A 14800-nucleotide genomic window follows, 5' to 3' on the forward strand; every position below is an offset into this window, starting at 1 on the left:
TTCGGCCCGCGCGGGAAGATCAGGGTCAGCTCCGGGGAGTGTCGGTCTTCCCGCGCTCCGTGGTAGCGGGAAGAATTGCGGGATGGAGCAGCCGCACGACCTCACCGTGGAGGCCCCCCGCGCCTGGGATCGGCCCGCCGTCTCCGTCCCCGTCCTGGTCTGCCTGTCGCTCGTCGGTGGGCGGTTCGCGTCATTCTCCACCGAGGCGAATCTTTACACCCTCGGCACCGGTGGCGTGCTGATCTGGCTCGGTCTGAGTAACCGGGTGCCCCGCCGACCGGCGCCACGCCGGCTGGGGGCGGGCGCGGCCTGGTGGGCGCTGCCGGTGGTGGTGTTCGGGGTCTTCGAGGGCGTCACCTTCGTCATGGCGGTCGGCGACGACTTTCCCACCTTCTCCCGGCTGGCCGATCCTCTGCTGGAGGACCATCTGACCCGTTCGGCGGCGTGGTTCGCCTGGCTGGCCGCGTTCTGGGGGCTGGTGCGGCGATGATGCGGGCGCTCGCGATCGGCGGTTTCCTGACCGCGCTGGCCCTGTTCGCGGTGGTGGAGTGGCTGGCCCGGCGGGAGGGCTCCCGCATCCCGACGCTGGGCGAGGTCTGCGCGTACGTGATGCGGTACGAGGTCGGCCCGGTACCGGTGGGCCGGATCGGTCTGTTCGGGTTCTGGTGGTGGCTGGGCTGGCACTTCCTGGCCCGCTGAACGGGGATGCCGGCCGTCCAAATGGCGGGAACCATGAGCAGCATGTGGACCTGAACGATAACTTGGGAGACGGCCGGCACCGCGCTGCGGTGCAGGTCGTGGGCTGTGGTGCCACACCTCGCGCCGCCTCCCTCCAGGGTCGCACCGACCCGGGCTCACGCTGCCCAGTCGGCTGCTCCGGTAACCCCGGACCGCCGTGGGGCGCTCAGCACGACCGCCCGTGAGGGCCGCCGCGCGCCGGTGGCTCGCACCCTGGAAGGAGCGCCACCATGGCGAACAAGCCCAAGCCGGAAACCACTGACGACGCCCGCGAGCAGGCCCGCCGCGCGCTGCAGACGTCGATGGACACCCGCCAGTAGATCGTTCCAGGCGGCGGGACGCGGCCGAGGCGTCCCGCGGCGGCGCGCCCACGCGTCCGGCTTGACGCCCTGCCCCGGTTGCCGCTGGCAATCCTCGGCGTCTGCACCGTGCTGCGCCTGTCCCGCTCGACCCGAATGCGACGAACCCACCGCCGGGGCGGCCGGGGCGGGCGGGTGTCCCCGTCCTGCCCCGGCCGCCCGTGGGAGCCGCTCAGGACAGGAACTTGTCCAGTGCGCTCTCGATGGTGCCGGAGTCCGGCGACGCGTACGCCTTCCTGGTGGTGTTGTTGTACGAGATGACGCTCGGGCACCTGGTCGCCGGGGCGGCCACGGTGCCACCGTCGCCGATCTTCTCGCCGGTCTTGGCGGCGTAGAAGGTCAGGGTGTAGCGCGACGAGATGTAGTCGACGGTGACCTGCTTGCCGTCCTTGTCCTTGTACAGGCACTTCTTCGGCTCACCCTGGCTGCCCTCGACGAACTTCAGGCAGCCGACCACCGACACCGCCTCGTACTCGGTGGTCTTGGCCGAGTAGGGCTTGGTCGACACGATGTACTTCGACGACCAGAACGTCGGCCGGTCCGGGCTGTTCGAGAACGTGTACGCCTTGGCGCCGGCCGGGCCGTTGTAGGGTGCCGCGTTCAGGATCCGGCTGCCCTCGCAGACGTTCGACATGTCGCTGGAGAAGCGGGCCGTCATCGAGTTGTTGTCGCTCGAGGGCTCCTCCGACTGCCCGGACGTGGGGGAGGCCGTCGCGCCGGGGGTGGGTTCGGAGGACGTGGCAGTCGTGGGCTCCTCGTCGTCGCTCCCGTAGGCGACGAGGAGTCCGATACCGCCGCCGCACATGGCGAGCAGGAGGACGACCGCGCCGACCGCGAGTCCGATGATCAGGCCCTTGTTCGACTTCTTCGCCGGCGGAACGGGGGCGCCGTACTGCGGCATCGGGGGCGGCTGCCCGTAGGGCGGGTACCCGCCCTGCTGTGGCGCGGGAGGCCCGCTCCAGGGCGTGACGTTCGGGTCGGGCTGCTGCCCGTACGGAGGGTATTGGTCACTCATCGTAAGCCCTTATCGCTATCGGAACGTTGCCAAGATCCTGGGAACGTCGTCAGGGTAGTGAGCCCTGCAAGTGCGACGCCCGGCACTCGTTCCGACAACGTTCGCCCCGCCGGTCCGCGTCGGACGGGAGAGCGCCCGCGTAAGTCATTACGTGCCTTGCACTCCTTACCGTGGCCGTGCCAGGATCGGCGGCGATGAGCCAGTCAGCCCAGACCGACACCGCGCCGGCCACCGCCGGGTCGGCCTCTCCGCGCCGCATCGCCGCGCTCGCCCTGCCGGCCCTCGTGGTGCTCGCCGCCGAGCCGCTCTACGTGCTCGTCGACACGGCGGTCGTCGGGCACCTCGGCCAGGTTCCGCTCGCCGCGCTCGCCGTCGGCGGCACCGTGATGACGCTGACCGCCTGGGTCGGCACCGTCGTCGCGTACGGCACCACCGGGCGGGCGGCCCGTCGCTTCGGCGCGGGCGACCGGGCCGCCGCTGTCGCCGAGGGCGTCCAGTCGACCTGGCTGGCATTCGGCGTCGGACTGCTGATCGCCATCGGCATGCAGTTCGGCGGTGGCGCGTTGGCGCGTACCCTCGCCGGAGGTGGCGGCGACGTGGCCGACGCCGCCGCGCAGTGGCTGCGGATCGCGGCCCTCGGCGCCCCCGGCCTGCTGCTCGCCGCCGCCGGCAACGGCTGGCTGCGCGGCGTGCAGGACACCCGCCGCCCGCTGTACTTCGTGCTCGGCCCCAACCTGCTCTCCGCGCTGCTCTGCCCGCTGCTGGTCTACCCCGGCGGGCTCGGCCTGGTCGGTTCCGCGGTCGCCAACGTCGTCGCCCAGACCATCGCCGGTGGGCTCTTCGCCGCCGCGCTGGTCGCCGAACGCGTGTCGCTGCGGCCGCAACCCCGGGTGATCCGCCAGCAACTGGTGCTCAGCCGGGACCTGCTGATCCGGGGAGTGGCGTTCCAGGCCAGCTTCCTGTCCGCGACCGCCGTCGCCGCCCGCTTCGGCGCCGCCGCCGTGGGCGCCCACCAGATCGCCCTGCAACTCTGGTTCTTCTCGGCGCTGGTGCTCGACGCCCTCGCCATCGCCGCGCAGTCCCTGGTCGGCGCCGCGCTCGGCGCCGGCGACGCGGCCGACGCCCGGGCGCTGGCCCGGCGGATCGGCAGGCTCGGCGGCGTCTGCGGCATCGTCTTCGCGCTGCTCATCGCCGCCGGCGCCGGCGTCGTGCCGTCGTGGTTCAGCTCCGATCCGCAGGTACGCGAACAGGCCGTGGTGGCCTGGCCGTGGTTCGTCGCCATGCTGCCGCTGGCCGGGGTGGTGTTCGCCCTCGACGGCGTGCTGATCGGCGCCGGTGACGTGCGCTACCTGCGCAACCTCACCATCGTGGCGGCGCTCGGCGGCTTCCTGCCCGCCATCTGGCTGGCGTACGTGCTGGATCTCGGGCTGGGCGGCATCTGGGCGGGGCTCACCCTGTTCGTGGTGATCCGGCTGGTCGCCCTGCTGCTGCGTCTACGCAACGGCAGGTGGGCGGTCGTCGGGGCCGTCCGCTGACCCGACCCGGGTCCGCAGGGGGTGACCCGACCCCCGGATCCGCAGGGAGTGACCCGACCCCCGGATCAGCAGGGCGTCGGACCTGGGGTCGACGCGGAGGCGCCAGCCGCGTCGACCGGGGCGGCGCTGCCCGGGGTGGCGCACGGCGTGGTCGCCGCGCGGACGCCGTGGGCGACCCAGCCGACCATGATCGCAAAGCCGATCACCATGAGGAGCGCCACCGCCAGGCTGACGCCGAGCAGCAGTGCGCCGTTGTGCCGGGCCGAGAAGAAGCGCAACCGGTCGAACCCGGTCGGTTGGTGTTCGACCGCCGGTGACCGCATCCAGTCCGGCAGGTGGACCGGGTTGACCTCGGCGACCGGGGCGGGCCCGGGGGACCGTCCCGACGACGGCGACGTGGGCTCGCGAGTCGTCGGCGTGTCCGCCACAGTTCCTCCGTCAGTAGTAGCTGCGCAGGGCAATCGCGAGCAGGTAGTAGGCGCCGAACACCGCGGCGGTCCCCAGCACGGCGGCGACGACGAACGACACCACCGCGACGACGTGTGGATGCGCGTCGCTCCACCGGGTCCGGTCGCGCCACCGCCACCAGGCCCGGCGGGCCGCGTTCAACCCCGGCTGGCGCTCGACGAGGTCGTCGAGGAGCCGCGCGGGGGTGCGACGCGTCGGGGCGGGTTGGCGCATCCAGTCCGGCAGGTCGACGGGGGCGCGGTGCTCGGTGGCCGGACGTCGGTCGGCGGTCATCGGCGGTCCTGGTGGGGAGATGGCGGCAGGGCGGATGATCATCGCATCTCCGCGGACAGCGCGGCGCCCCGTCCGTGTCCCGTGGCGGGCCGCACCCGACGCGCCGCCCACGCACCTCCCCGTACGGGGCGTCTGGCAGGCTTGCACGACGTGAGCATCGATGGCCTGATCGTGGTCGACAAGCCCGGCGGCATGACGTCGCACGACGTCGTGGCGCGGATCCGCCGACTGGCGAAGACCCGACGGGTCGGCCACGGCGGCACCCTCGACCCGATGGCCACCGGAGTGCTGGTCATCGGTGTGGGCCGGGCCACCCGGCTGCTGACCTACGTGATCGGCGCGGCCAAGAGCTACACCGGCACCATCCGACTCGGGCAGGCCACCGTCACCGACGACGCCGAGGGCGACGTGATCACCACCACCCCGGCCGGTCTCGTGACCGACGACGCGATCCGGGCGGCGCTGGCGGCGCTGAGCGGCGAGGTCGACCAGGTGCCCAGCGCGGTCAGCGCCATCAAGATCGACGGGCAGCGGGCGTACAAGCGGGTCCGCGACGGCGAGAGCGTGGAACTGCCCGCGCGTCGGGTCACCATCTCCCGGCTGGAGGTGCTGGCGATCCGCCGTACCGAACCGGACGTGGTCGACGTGGACGTGGACGTGACCTGCTCCTCCGGCACGTACATCCGGGCCATCGCCCGGGACGCGGGCCTGGCGCTCGGCGTCGGCGGGCACCTGACCGCCCTGCGCCGGACCGCGGTCGGCGGCTTCACCCTCGACGAGGCGGCGACCCTCGACGAGCTGGAGCAGCGCGCCCCCGCCGTGGTGAACCTCCCGCTGGACGCGGCGGCCGACCGGTTCTTCCCGCGCCGCGACGCCACGCCCGACGAGGCGCGGGTGCTCGCACACGGCGGCCCACTGGACCCCACGGGACGCACCGGACCGTACGCCGTCTTCGGCCCGGCGGGTGGCCTGATCGCTATCGTCAGCGAGCGGGACGGGCGGGCCCGCGCGGAGATCGTGCTCGCCCCGGCGTGACGGCGGGGTGCAGGCTGGTGTGCAGCCGCCTGGCCAGTGTTAACAAGGGACCCTTCCTATGCCTGAGGCGTTAAGAGGGGGCCCTTCCTTGCAGGGGAGGAGCGGCATGCAGCGGTGGCGGGGGTACGACGCGGCGCCCGGAGGGTGGGGACGCTCGGTCGTCACCATCGGCGTCTTCGACGGCGTGCACAAGGGGCACCAGGCGACCATCGGGCACGCCGTGGCCCGCGCCCGCGAGCTGGGTGTGCAGTCGGTGGTGGTCACCTTCGACCCGCACCCGGCCGAGGTGGTGCGCCCCGGCTCGCATCCGGCGGTGCTCACCGAGCCGGCCCGCAAGGCCGAGTTGATCGAGGCGCTCGGCGTGGACGTGCTCTGCGTGGTGCCGTTCACCCCGGAGTTCTCCCGACTGCCGGCCGAGCAGTTCGTGCACGACGTGCTGGTCGAGCACCTGCACGCCGCGTTGGTGGTGGTCGGCGGCAACTTCCGCTTCGGGCACCGGGCCGCCGGCGACGTGGCGCTGCTGGAGCGGCTGGGGCGGACCTTCGGCTTCGGCGTCGAGGGCGCCCCGCTGGTCGCCGAGGACGGCACCGTCTTCTCCTCCACGTACATCCGGTCCTGCGTCGACGCGGGCGACGTCGGCGCGGCGGCCGCCGCCTTGGGCCGACCGCACCGGCTGGAGGGCGTGGTGGTCCGCGGTGACCAGCGCGGCCGGGAGCTGGGCTTCCCCACCGCCAACCTGCTCTGCCACCGGTACGCGGCGGTGCCCGCCGACGGGGTGTACGCGGCCCGGCTGATCCGCCGTGGGCAGCATGAACCGCTGATGGCGGCGGTGTCGGTGGGCACCAACCCGACCTTCTCCGGCCGGGAGCGGCGGGTCGAGGCGTACGCGCTGGACTTCTCCGGCGACCTGTACGGCGAGCGGCTCGCCCTGGACTTCGTGGCGCACCTGCGGGGGCAGATCCGGTACGACTCGATCGAGCCGTTGATCGCCCAGATGAACCAGGACGTCGAGCGCACCCGACGCGCTCTGCGCTGACCGGCGCGACCCCGGTCGAGGGCCCTTGGCCGGGCGTTACCGGCTGGTGCTGGTAGTCTTGCCGGGACGTCGGGTGACCGGCGTGGGGCCTCGCGTGCCTGCTCGACGCCGCGGGTGCGAGGTACCGGTCCGTTCCCGGTCCATCGGGACGACGGACACCCATTTGATCAACCCATCGAAACAGGGAGAACATGGCGCTCGACCAGGAAGCCAAGGCCAGCATCCGCGCGGAGTACGCGACCGCCGAGGGCGACACCGGTTCGCCGGAGGTCCAGGTCGCGGTCCTCACCAAGCGGATCGCCGAGCTGACCGAGCACCTGAAGGTGCACAAGCACGACCACCACAGCCGCCGTGGGCTGCTGCTGCTGGTCGGCCGTCGCCGTCGGCTGCTCAACTACGTCCAGAAGAAGGACATTGCCCGCTACCGGTCGCTCATCGAGCGGCTCGGTCTGCGCCGGTGACGTGACGGGGGAGTGGCCGACCGGCCGCTCCCCCGCACCGCGTCCCACCTGAAGAACACGGGCCGCGCGACCACCCGAGAGGGAGCCGGTCAGCGTACCGGTCTCCGGTAGTGGCCCCCGGGAACCCGGCATTGTGCCGGCCACCCGGGCGCTTCGATCGAAGACCGGCCGGCTGAGCAGCTCCCCGACGTCGCGGGCCCACGACGCGAAGGAGCACGACAGCACATGACCGAGACCAAACTCGGCACCGAATCCCGCACCGCCGTGATCGACAACGGGTCCTTCGGCACCCGTGAGATCACCTTCTCCACCGGTCGGCTGGCCCGCCAGGCCGCCGGTTCCGTCATCGCCCAGCTGGGCGAGACGGTGGTTCTCTCCGCCACCACCGCCGGTAAGCACCCGAAGGAGCAGTTCGACTTCTTCCCGCTGACCGTCGACGTCGAGGAGCGGATGTACGCTGCGGGCCGCATCCCCGGCTCGTTCTTCCGCCGTGAGGGCCGGCCCAGCGAGGACGCGATCCTCACCTGCCGGCTGATCGACCGGCCGCTGCGCCCGTCCTTCGTCAAGGGCCTGCGCAACGAGGTCCAGGTCGTCGAGACCATCCTCGCGCTCGACCCGCAGCACCCGTACGACGTCGTGGCGATCAACGCCGCCTCGATGTCGACGAAGCTCTCCGGCCTGCCGTTCTCCGGCCCGATCGGTGCGACCCGCGTCGCCCACATCGACGGCCAGTGGGTCGCCTTCCCGACCCTGGAGGAGCTGGCTCGCGCCACCTTCGACATGGTCGTGGCCGGCCGCACGCTCGACGACGGCGACGTCGCGATCATGATGGTCGAGGCCGAGGCCACCCCGAACGCCGTCGCCCTCATCTCGGCCGGCGCCACCGCGCCGACCGAGGAGGTCGTCGCCAGCGGCCTGGAGGCCGCCAAGCCGGCCATCCGCGAGCTGTGCCGCGCGCAGAGCGAGCTGGCCGAGGTCGCCGCCAAGCCGGTCACCGAGTTCCCGGTCTTCCTGGACTACCAGGACGACGTCTACGACGCGGTCTCCGAGCTGGCCCTCGGTGACGTGGCCGAGGCGATCACCATCGCCGGCAAGGCCGACCGCGAGGAGGCCCTGGACCGGGTCAAGGCCCGGGTCGCCGAGGAGCTGGGTGCCCGGTTCGAGGGTCGGGAGAAGGAGCTCAGCGCCGCCTTCCGCTCGCTGACCAAGTCCGAGGTGCGCAACCGCGTGCTGCGCGAGCAGGTCCGCATGGACGGGCGTGGCCCGCGCGACATCCGGGCGCTGACCGCCGAGGTCGGCGTGCTGCCCCGGGTGCACGGTTCGGCGCTGTTCGAGCGCGGCGAGACCCAGATCCTGGGCGTCACCACGCTGAACATGCTCCGCATGGAGCAGATGGTGGACACGCTGTCCCCGGAGAACCGCAAGCGCTACATGCACAACTACAACTTCCCGCCGTACTCGACCGGTGAGACCGGCCGGGTCGGCTCGCCGAAGCGGCGCGAGATCGGCCACGGCGCGCTCGCCGAGCGTGCGCTGATCCCGGTGCTGCCGTCGCGCGAGGAGTTCCCGTACGCCATCCGGCAGGTGTCGGAGGCGCTCGGCTCCAACGGCTCCACCTCGATGGGTTCGGTCTGCGCGTCGACGCTGGGCCTGCTCTCCGCGGGTGTCCCGCTCAAGGCGCCGGTCGCCGGCATCGCGATGGGGCTCATCTCCGACGAGGTGGACGGCAAGACCCAGTACGTGACGCTGACCGACATCCTCGGTGCCGAGGACGCGTTCGGTGACATGGACTTCAAGGTCGCCGGCACGCCGGAGTTCGTCACCGCGCTCCAGCTCGACACCAAGCTCAACGGCATCCCGTCGGACGTGCTGGCCGCCGCGCTTCAGCAGGCCAACGAGGCCCGGCAGGTCATCCTCGGCGTGATGAAGGCCGCCATCGAGGCTCCGGCCGAGATGTCGGACTACGCGCCGCGGGTCACCACGGTCAAGATCCCCGTCGACAAGATCGGCATGGTGATCGGCCCGAAGGGGCAGACCATCAACGCGATCCAGGACGAGACCGGCGCCGAGATCTCCATCGAGGACGACGGCACGATCTACGTCGGCGCCACCAACGGCCCGTCGGCCCAGGCGGCCGTCGACCGGATCAACGGCATCGCCAACCCGACCCTGCCCAAGCAGGGCGAGCGGTTCCTCGGCACGGTGGTCAAGACCGCCGCGTTCGGTGCGTTCATCTCGCTGCTGCCGGGCCGTGACGGCCTGCTGCACATCTCCAAGGTGGGCGACGGCAAGCGGGTCGAGCGCGTCGAGGACTTCCTCAACGTGGGCGACCGGGTCGAGGTCGAGATCGCCGACATCGACGCCCGCGGCAAGATCTACCTGGACAAGGTCCGCCCGGAGGGCGCCGAGGCGCCGGCCGCCGGTGAGTCCGCCGGCGGCGACCGGCCGGCAGGCCGGGACCGGGGCGACCGGGGTCCGCGTGACCGGGGCGACCGCGAGCGTGGCGGCGACCGGGGCGGGCGTGGCCCGGAGCGCGGCGACCGTGGCGAAGGCGGCGGCGGCGAGGGTGGTGGCGAGGGCGGCGAGCGTCCGCGCCGCCGGACCCGGCACAGCTGACAGTCGTACACCGCATCACCCACCCCTCGTCGAACCGGGAGCACCACGTGAGTCGGGCCTTCAGTGCGCCGTTTCCACCGGGTCGACGGGGGGTGGCTCCGTCTCGGGCCACCGGGACGGGCCGCTCCGGCGGCACCGCCCGCGCGGTGACCCGGACGCTCAGTGACGACCCGTTGGGCGGCACGGTACGTCGTACCGTGCTGCCCAGCGGTCTGCGCGTCCTCACCGAGGCGATCCCGGCGATGCGCAGCGTGTCCTTCGGCGTCTGGGTGGCGGTGGGTTCGCGTGACGAGACCGGCCCGCAGGCCGGCGCCGCGCACTTCCTGGAGCACCTGCTCTTCAAGGGCACCCACAAACGCACGGCGCTGGAGATCTCCTCGCAGATCGAGGCGGTGGGTGGCGAGACGAACGCCTTCACCACGAAGGAATACACCTGCTACTACGCCCGCGTGCTGGACGAGGACCTGCCGCTGGCGATCGACGTGATGTGCGACCTCGTCGCCGACTCGCTGCTGGAGCCGGCCGACGTGGAGACCGAACGTGGCGTGATCCTGGAGGAGATCGCCATGCACGACGACGAGCCCGGTGACGAGGTGCACGACCTCTTCGCCCGCGCCGTCTACGGCGACCACCCGCTGGGTCGGCTGATCTCCGGCACCGAGGAGACCGTCACGCCGATGACCCGGCGGCAGATCCAGAGTTTCTACCGGGGTCGCTACACGGCGCCGCAGATCGTCATCGCCGCCGCCGGCAACCTGGACCACGCCGCGGTGGTCAAGCTGGTCCGCCAGGCGGTCCGGGGCACCCCACTGGACAGCGACCCGGCCGGCCCGGCGCCGCACCGGGCGGCCACCCCGGCGGTACGCACCAAGCCGGCGACCACCCTTGTCGAGCCGAAGGAGACCGAGCAGGCGCACGTCCTGCTCGGCTGCCCCGGCATCGACCGCCTCGACGACCGGCGTTTCGCCCTCGGGGTGCTCAACAACGTGCTCGGCGGAGGCATGTCCAGCCGCCTGTTCCAGGAGATCCGCGAGCAGCGCGGCCTCGCGTACTCGGTCTACTCGTACGCCAGCCAGTACGCCGACAGCGGCCTGTTCGCCGTCTACGCCGGCTGCGCGCCGGGCAAGGTGGACGAGGTGCTGGCCCTGACCCGCGCCGAACTGGCCCGGGTGGCCGCCGACGGGTTGACCGAGGCCGAGGTGGCCCGGGGCAAGGGCATGAGCAAGGGCTCGTTCGTGCTCGGCCTGGAGGACACCGGTTCCCGGATGAGCCGCCTGGCCAAGGGTGAGCTGCTCTACGGCGACCTGATGCCGGTGGACGAGCTGCTCCGCCGGGTCGACGAGGTGACCGTGGACGACGTCAACACTCTCGCCGCGGAACTGCTCAGCCGCCCGATGTCGCTGGCCGTGGTCGGCCCGTTCGGGGAGCGCGACTTCGCGGTCTGAGGGCGCCTCCCGCCCGGTCCGGCGGCGCGTCCCGGTCGGTGGAGCCGACCGGCTCCGACGACTGGGGCACGTCCCGATTGGGATAGGTTGTGCCCCGTGACTGAGCAGGAGAAGACCCGGGTCGGCGTTTTCGGTGCGCGTGGCCGGATGGGCATGGAGGTCTGCAAGGCGGTCGACGCCGCCGACGATCTCACCCTGGCGGCGTCGATCGACCAGGGCGACAGCCGCTCCGCCGTCTCCGGCGCCGACGTGGTCGTCGACTTCACCACCCCGGACGTCGTCATGGACAACCTCCGCTGGTGCGTCGAGCAGGGCATCAGCGCGGTGGTCGGCACGACCGGCTTCACCGGGCAGCGGCTGGAGCAGGTACGCGGCTGGCTGTCCGACAAGCCCGGGGTGGGCGTGGTCATCGCCCCGAACTTCGGTATCGGCGCGGTGCTGATGATGCAGTTCGCCGCGCGGGCCGCCCGACACTTCGAGTCCGTCGAGATCATCGAGCAGCACCACCCGCGCAAGCTGGACGCGCCGAGCGGCACGGCCACGCACACCGCCCGACAGATCGCCCAGGCCCGCGCCGACGCCGGCCTCGGCCCGGTGCCGGACGCCACCAGGGACGAGGCGCCGGGCGCGCGCGGCGCCGACATCGACGGGGTACGCGTGCACGCCGTCCGCGCCACCGGTCTGGTCGCCCACCAGGAGGTGCTGTTCGGCACCACGGGGGAGACGTTGACGATCCGGCACGACTCGTACGACCGGGTGTCGTTCATGCCGGGTGTGCTGCTGGCCGTCCGCGCGGTGCGCGACCGCCCCGGCCTCACCGTCGGCCTGGACGCCCTGCTCGACTGACCGGGCGGGATTCCTCCCGGGTGAAACCTGGTCGCGGCGCGGACCTGGCTGTCCCTAGGCTGCCCCGGTGATCGATGGTGGACATGGTGACCGGGGCGGGCGGCGAGTGACGCTGCGGCCGGTCGACGACGACAACTGGCGGGCGGTGGCCGACGTCGCCCCGCGCGACGACCAGCGCCGGTTCGTGGCCGCGCTTGGGGCGCGTTACCTGCTGCTCAGCATGCGCTCCGAGGTGTGGACGTCGCTCGCGGTGTACGCCGACGAGACCGTCGTCGGCCATGTCATGTGGGGCGTGGACGACGACGGCTCGCACTGGATCGGTGGGATGCTGATCGACGAGGCCGAGCAGGGCCGGGGCGTCGGCCGGGCCACCGTGCGGACGCTGGCCCCGTGGCTGGCGGCCCGACCCGGCGATCCCCCGGTCCGCCTCTCGTACCACCCCGACAACACCGCGGCCGCGACCCTCTACGAGTCTCTCGGCTTCCACCCCACGGGTGCCGTGGACGACGACGAGCTGATCGCCGAACTCACCCGCTGACCCCCGCGATCACGCACTTCCCGTCGCGACACAATGCGCACATCTCCGCACCCGTCACTCGGTCGGGACCTTCTCGGCCGGCACGGCCACGTGCAGGCGCACCTGCGGCACCAGCATGTCGTCGACGTCGAGCGCCCGGGCCGCGCCGTCGGGTTCCCAGCCGGTGCTGGTCAGGAACTTCCGGGTCGCCTCGTCACCCTCGAACGCCCAGGCCACCGCGCGGCTCAGGCCGTCCTCACGCCACAGGTCGACAGCCGCGGCGAGCAGTCGACTGCCGTGCCCCCGCCGGCCCCAGCGCGGCTCGACAAGCAGGTCGGTCACGGCCGCCACGTCCGGGCCGAGCGCGTCGGCCGGCTCACCCGGAGCGAGCGCCTCGGCGTCGGCCGGGCCGGAGGCGGCGAAACCCACCAGATACGATTGCTCGGCCTGTTCGACGGCGACCAGCACCCGGTGCGCGGCCGACGGCGGCTCCAGCACCGCGGCGCTCCACCGCCGCGCGAGGAACGCCTCGTCCAGGTTGTCGAGGACGTGCCGAGGAAGGATCCGGCGGTACGCGACCCGCCAGGTCGCGAGCTGGATGCGTGCGATCTCGCCGGCGTCCTCGGGACGCGCCGGGCGGACGTACCCGAGAGCCATGGGACGGAAGCCTACGCAGGGCGAGGGAGGCGACGGTGGCGCAGGGTGCCAACAGGACGACCGCGCAGGTCGTCGGGGTGGTGGTGCTCGCCGCGGCGGTCACCGCGTTCCTCGCCGTCGCGGCCGTACGGCACGGCTTCTTCGACCTGAAGGTCTACTACGGCGCGTTGACGTGGTGGGTGCACGACGGCGGGGAGATCTACGACTACCTGAAGCCGAACACCCAGTACGGCTTCACCTATCCGCCGTTCGCCGCGCTCGTCATGCTGCCGATGGCGTACCTGCCGTGGACGGCCGCGATCGTGGTGAGCGTGCTGGCCAGCGTGGTCACGACCACGGTCCTGGTCTGGTGGTTGGTCGACCCGATCGCCCGGCGCGCCGGCTGGACCCGGTGGTTCGCCCTCGCCGTGGCGCTCTGCCTGGCCGCCGCGTTCGAACCGATGCGCGAGACCATCAACTTCGGGCAGGTCAACACGCTGCTGCTGTTCCTGGTGGCGGTGGACCTGCTGCGGCTGCTGCCGACGGGCAACCGGTGGGCGGGGGTGGGCATCGGTCTGGCCACCGCGATCAAACTGACGCCCGGCATCTTCATCGTCTACCTGCTGGTCACCGGGCGGTGGCGCGCGGCGCTGACGGCCAGCGGTACGGCCGCCGGCGTCACGGTGCTGGCCGCCGCGCTGTTCCCGGACGCGTCCCGGGAGTTCTGGACCGAGGCGCTGTGGAACACCGGCCGGGTGGGGCAGTTGGCCTTCGTGTCCAACCAGTCGCTGCGCGGGGTGGTCGCCCGGCTCGACCCGCAACACCCGAGCACCCTGCTGTGGCTGCTGCTCGTGCTCGGCACCCTGGCGCTGTGGGCGTGGCGGTCCCGGGCGGCCGTCGCCGCCGGTGACGAGGTGACCGGCCTGGCGCTGACCGGCGCGGTGATGTGCCTGGTCAGCCCGGTCACCTGGGTGCACCACCTGGTCTGGCTGCTGCCCGCGCTGATCCTGCTCGTCGACAACGCGATGGCCGCGCCCGCCGGCCGCCGCCGGCGCGTCCTGCTGGTCGCCGCGACCATCGGGTACGTGCTGCTGATCAGCCGGACCGTGTGGGTCTGGGAGAAGGACTTCACAGGCGTCGACGGTTTCCTGGGCAGCAACGCCTACGTCTGGATCAGCCTGGCGCTGCTGGCGTTCCTGCCGATCCGCCGCTGGCTGACGCCGGGCGGGTCAGTCGTCGAGACGTCCGGCGTACCGCAGCTCGACCAGCCCGACCGGCCCGCGCCCGCCGGCGAGCGGCACCTGGTAGGTCGACCGCTCACCGTCCGGTGACAGGCCGGCCCGTTCGCAGAACCGGCGGGCCCGCCTGTTGTCCGCGAGCACCCACGCCCGGTAGCCGGTCCAGCTCCGCTCGCTGAGCGCGGCGCGGGCCGCGTCGAGCAGCGCGGTGGCCGTCCCGTCACCCCAGAACGCCGGCTCCACGTAGAGCGCCAGCACCTCGCCGACTGTCGGGTCCAGGTCGTCGCGGTCCTGGTCGCGGCGGTACGGCCCGAAGGTGGTGAAGCCGACGACCAGGCCGTCCACCTCACCGAGCAGGGTGGTGAAGGGGTGTTCCGGATCGGCCGTGCCCACGTCGCGGCGGCGCTGCGCCCAGGCCGCCACGTTGAGTCGCCCGAGCACCTCGTCCGGCATGAAACCGGCGTAGCCCGCCTGCCAGCCGTGCACGTGCACCCGGGCGACCGCCTCGGCGTCGTCCGGCTCCTCCCGGCGGATGGTCAGCATTGCACCGTTCTATGCCCCGATGACGGTCCGAGTCCAGCT

General features: G+C 72.5%; 16 protein-coding genes. 11 read left to right on the plus strand and 5 right to left on the minus strand.

From position 1 onward, the window contains the following. The first annotated feature begins 82 nt into the window (after window positions 1-82). Both ABZS77_RS16790 and ABZS77_RS16795 read left to right on the plus strand, forming a co-directional pair. Window positions 83-490 (plus strand): hypothetical protein, encoded by a 408-nt coding sequence (locus tag ABZS77_RS16790; RefSeq protein ID WP_139586908.1) that lies wholly within the window; start codon window positions 83-85, stop codon window positions 488-490. Then, window positions 490-699 (plus strand): DUF6186 family protein, encoded by a 210-nt coding sequence (locus ABZS77_RS16795; RefSeq protein WP_354823615.1) that lies wholly within the window; start codon window positions 490-492, stop codon window positions 697-699. The genes ABZS77_RS16790 and ABZS77_RS16795 overlap by 1 nt, the downstream gene beginning before the upstream one ends. A gap of 570 nt (window positions 700-1269) precedes the next feature. On the opposite strand, the gene ABZS77_RS16800 is transcribed toward ABZS77_RS16795, so the two are convergent. After that, a complete protein-coding gene (locus tag ABZS77_RS16800; RefSeq protein ID WP_354823421.1) occupies window positions 1270-2112 on the minus strand; it encodes a hypothetical protein in 843 nt (280 codons plus the stop codon). 194 nt (window positions 2113-2306) lie between these two features. Between ABZS77_RS16800 and ABZS77_RS16805 the strand changes: the two genes are divergently transcribed. Beyond that, window positions 2307-3647 carry an MATE family efflux transporter gene (locus ABZS77_RS16805; RefSeq protein ID WP_354823423.1) on the plus strand — a complete coding sequence of 447 codons (1341 nt, stop codon included), beginning with the start codon at window positions 2307-2309 and terminating at the stop codon, window positions 3645-3647. 65 nt (window positions 3648-3712) lie between these two features. Here ABZS77_RS16805 and ABZS77_RS16810 read toward each other — a convergent pair whose 3' ends face one another. Both ABZS77_RS16810 and ABZS77_RS16815 read right to left on the minus strand, forming a co-directional pair. Further along, the gene (locus tag ABZS77_RS16810; RefSeq protein ID WP_354823425.1) at window positions 3713-4075 is read right to left on the minus strand and encodes a hypothetical protein; all 363 of its coding nucleotides are present in this window, start codon (window positions 4073-4075) and stop codon (window positions 3713-3715) included. Window positions 4076-4085: 10 nt separating this feature from the next. Next, the gene (locus tag ABZS77_RS16815; protein WP_354823427.1) at window positions 4086-4388 is read right to left on the minus strand and encodes a hypothetical protein; all 303 of its coding nucleotides are present in this window, start codon (window positions 4386-4388) and stop codon (window positions 4086-4088) included. Window positions 4389-4538: 150 nt separating this feature from the next. Here ABZS77_RS16815 and truB point away from each other — a divergent pair, with 150 nt between their 5' ends. The 7 genes from truB (at window position 4539) to ABZS77_RS16850 (ending at window position 12365) form a co-directional block, all read left to right on the plus strand. Further along, window positions 4539-5423, plus strand: a complete 885-nt coding sequence (gene truB / locus ABZS77_RS16820) for a tRNA pseudouridine(55) synthase TruB (protein WP_354823429.1) — start codon at window positions 4539-4541, stop codon at window positions 5421-5423. Between the two features lie 106 nt (window positions 5424-5529). Continuing rightward, window positions 5530-6459, plus strand: a complete 930-nt coding sequence (locus ABZS77_RS16825) for a bifunctional riboflavin kinase/FAD synthetase (protein WP_354823431.1) — start codon at window positions 5530-5532, stop codon at window positions 6457-6459. 191 nt (window positions 6460-6650) lie between these two features. Beyond that, the gene (gene rpsO, locus ABZS77_RS16830) at window positions 6651-6920 is read left to right on the plus strand and encodes a 30S ribosomal protein S15 (RefSeq protein ID WP_030337594.1); all 270 of its coding nucleotides are present in this window, start codon (window positions 6651-6653) and stop codon (window positions 6918-6920) included. A gap of 225 nt (window positions 6921-7145) precedes the next feature. Beyond that, window positions 7146-9536, plus strand: a complete 2391-nt coding sequence (locus ABZS77_RS16835; protein ID WP_354823433.1) for a polyribonucleotide nucleotidyltransferase — start codon at window positions 7146-7148, stop codon at window positions 9534-9536. Window positions 9537-9583: 47 nt separating this feature from the next. Further along, on the plus strand, window positions 9584-10981 hold the full coding sequence (locus tag ABZS77_RS16840; RefSeq protein ID WP_354823435.1) for a pitrilysin family protein: 1398 nt from the start codon (window positions 9584-9586) through the stop codon (window positions 10979-10981). A gap of 96 nt (window positions 10982-11077) precedes the next feature. Then, on the plus strand, window positions 11078-11827 hold the full coding sequence (gene dapB, locus ABZS77_RS16845; RefSeq protein ID WP_354823437.1) for a 4-hydroxy-tetrahydrodipicolinate reductase: 750 nt from the start codon (window positions 11078-11080) through the stop codon (window positions 11825-11827). A gap of 67 nt (window positions 11828-11894) precedes the next feature. Continuing rightward, a complete protein-coding gene (locus tag ABZS77_RS16850; protein WP_354823439.1) occupies window positions 11895-12365 on the plus strand; it encodes a GNAT family N-acetyltransferase in 471 nt (156 codons plus the stop codon). Between the two features lie 54 nt (window positions 12366-12419). Here the strand turns inward: ABZS77_RS16850 and ABZS77_RS16855 are convergent, their stop codons facing one another. Then, window positions 12420-13001: a GNAT family N-acetyltransferase gene (locus ABZS77_RS16855; RefSeq protein ID WP_354823441.1), complete on the minus strand. Its 582-nt coding sequence runs from the start codon at window positions 12999-13001 to the stop codon at window positions 12420-12422. Window positions 13002-13036: 35 nt separating this feature from the next. On the opposite strand from ABZS77_RS16855, the gene ABZS77_RS16860 reads away from it, so the two are divergent. Further along, window positions 13037-14311: a glycosyltransferase 87 family protein gene (locus ABZS77_RS16860; protein ID WP_354823443.1), complete on the plus strand. Its 1275-nt coding sequence runs from the start codon at window positions 13037-13039 to the stop codon at window positions 14309-14311. Here ABZS77_RS16860 and ABZS77_RS16865 read toward each other — a convergent pair. After that, window positions 14210-14761, minus strand: a complete 552-nt coding sequence (locus tag ABZS77_RS16865; RefSeq protein ID WP_354823445.1) for a GNAT family N-acetyltransferase — start codon at window positions 14759-14761, stop codon at window positions 14210-14212. The two genes, ABZS77_RS16860 and ABZS77_RS16865, sit on opposite strands and share 102 nt — an antisense overlap. Window positions 14762-14800: the final 39 nt, after the last annotated feature.

Origin of the sequence: Micromonospora sp. NPDC005298 (genome assembly GCF_040607375.1) — a bacterium.
In the GTDB taxonomy this organism is placed as follows: Bacteria; Actinomycetota; Actinomycetes; order Mycobacteriales; family Micromonosporaceae; genus Micromonospora.

What these genes read in the sequence shown, in the direction of transcription:
- ABZS77_RS16790 (WP_139586908.1), top strand. Translation starts at nt 83, where the DNA reads ATGGAGCAGCCGCACGACCTCACCGTGGAGGCCCCCCGCGCCTGGGAT.
- ABZS77_RS16855 (WP_354823441.1), bottom strand. Translation starts at nt 13,001, where the DNA reads ATGGCTCTCGGGTACGTCCGCCCGGCGCGTCCCGAGGACGCCGGCGAG.
- ABZS77_RS16800 (WP_354823421.1), bottom strand. Translation starts at nt 2,112, where the DNA reads ATGAGTGACCAATACCCTCCGTACGGGCAGCAGCCCGACCCGAACGTC.
- ABZS77_RS16825 (WP_354823431.1), top strand. Translation starts at nt 5,530, where the DNA reads ATGCAGCGGTGGCGGGGGTACGACGCGGCGCCCGGAGGGTGGGGACGC.
- rpsO (WP_030337594.1), top strand. Translation starts at nt 6,651, where the DNA reads ATGGCGCTCGACCAGGAAGCCAAGGCCAGCATCCGCGCGGAGTACGCG.
- ABZS77_RS16805 (WP_354823423.1), top strand. Translation starts at nt 2,307, where the DNA reads ATGAGCCAGTCAGCCCAGACCGACACCGCGCCGGCCACCGCCGGGTCG.
- ABZS77_RS16835 (WP_354823433.1), top strand. Translation starts at nt 7,146, where the DNA reads ATGACCGAGACCAAACTCGGCACCGAATCCCGCACCGCCGTGATCGAC.
- ABZS77_RS16795 (WP_354823615.1), top strand. Translation starts at nt 490, where the DNA reads ATGCGGGCGCTCGCGATCGGCGGTTTCCTGACCGCGCTGGCCCTGTTC.
- ABZS77_RS16865 (WP_354823445.1), bottom strand. Translation starts at nt 14,761, where the DNA reads ATGCTGACCATCCGCCGGGAGGAGCCGGACGACGCCGAGGCGGTCGCC.
- ABZS77_RS16815 (WP_354823427.1), bottom strand. Translation starts at nt 4,388, where the DNA reads ATGACCGCCGACCGACGTCCGGCCACCGAGCACCGCGCCCCCGTCGAC.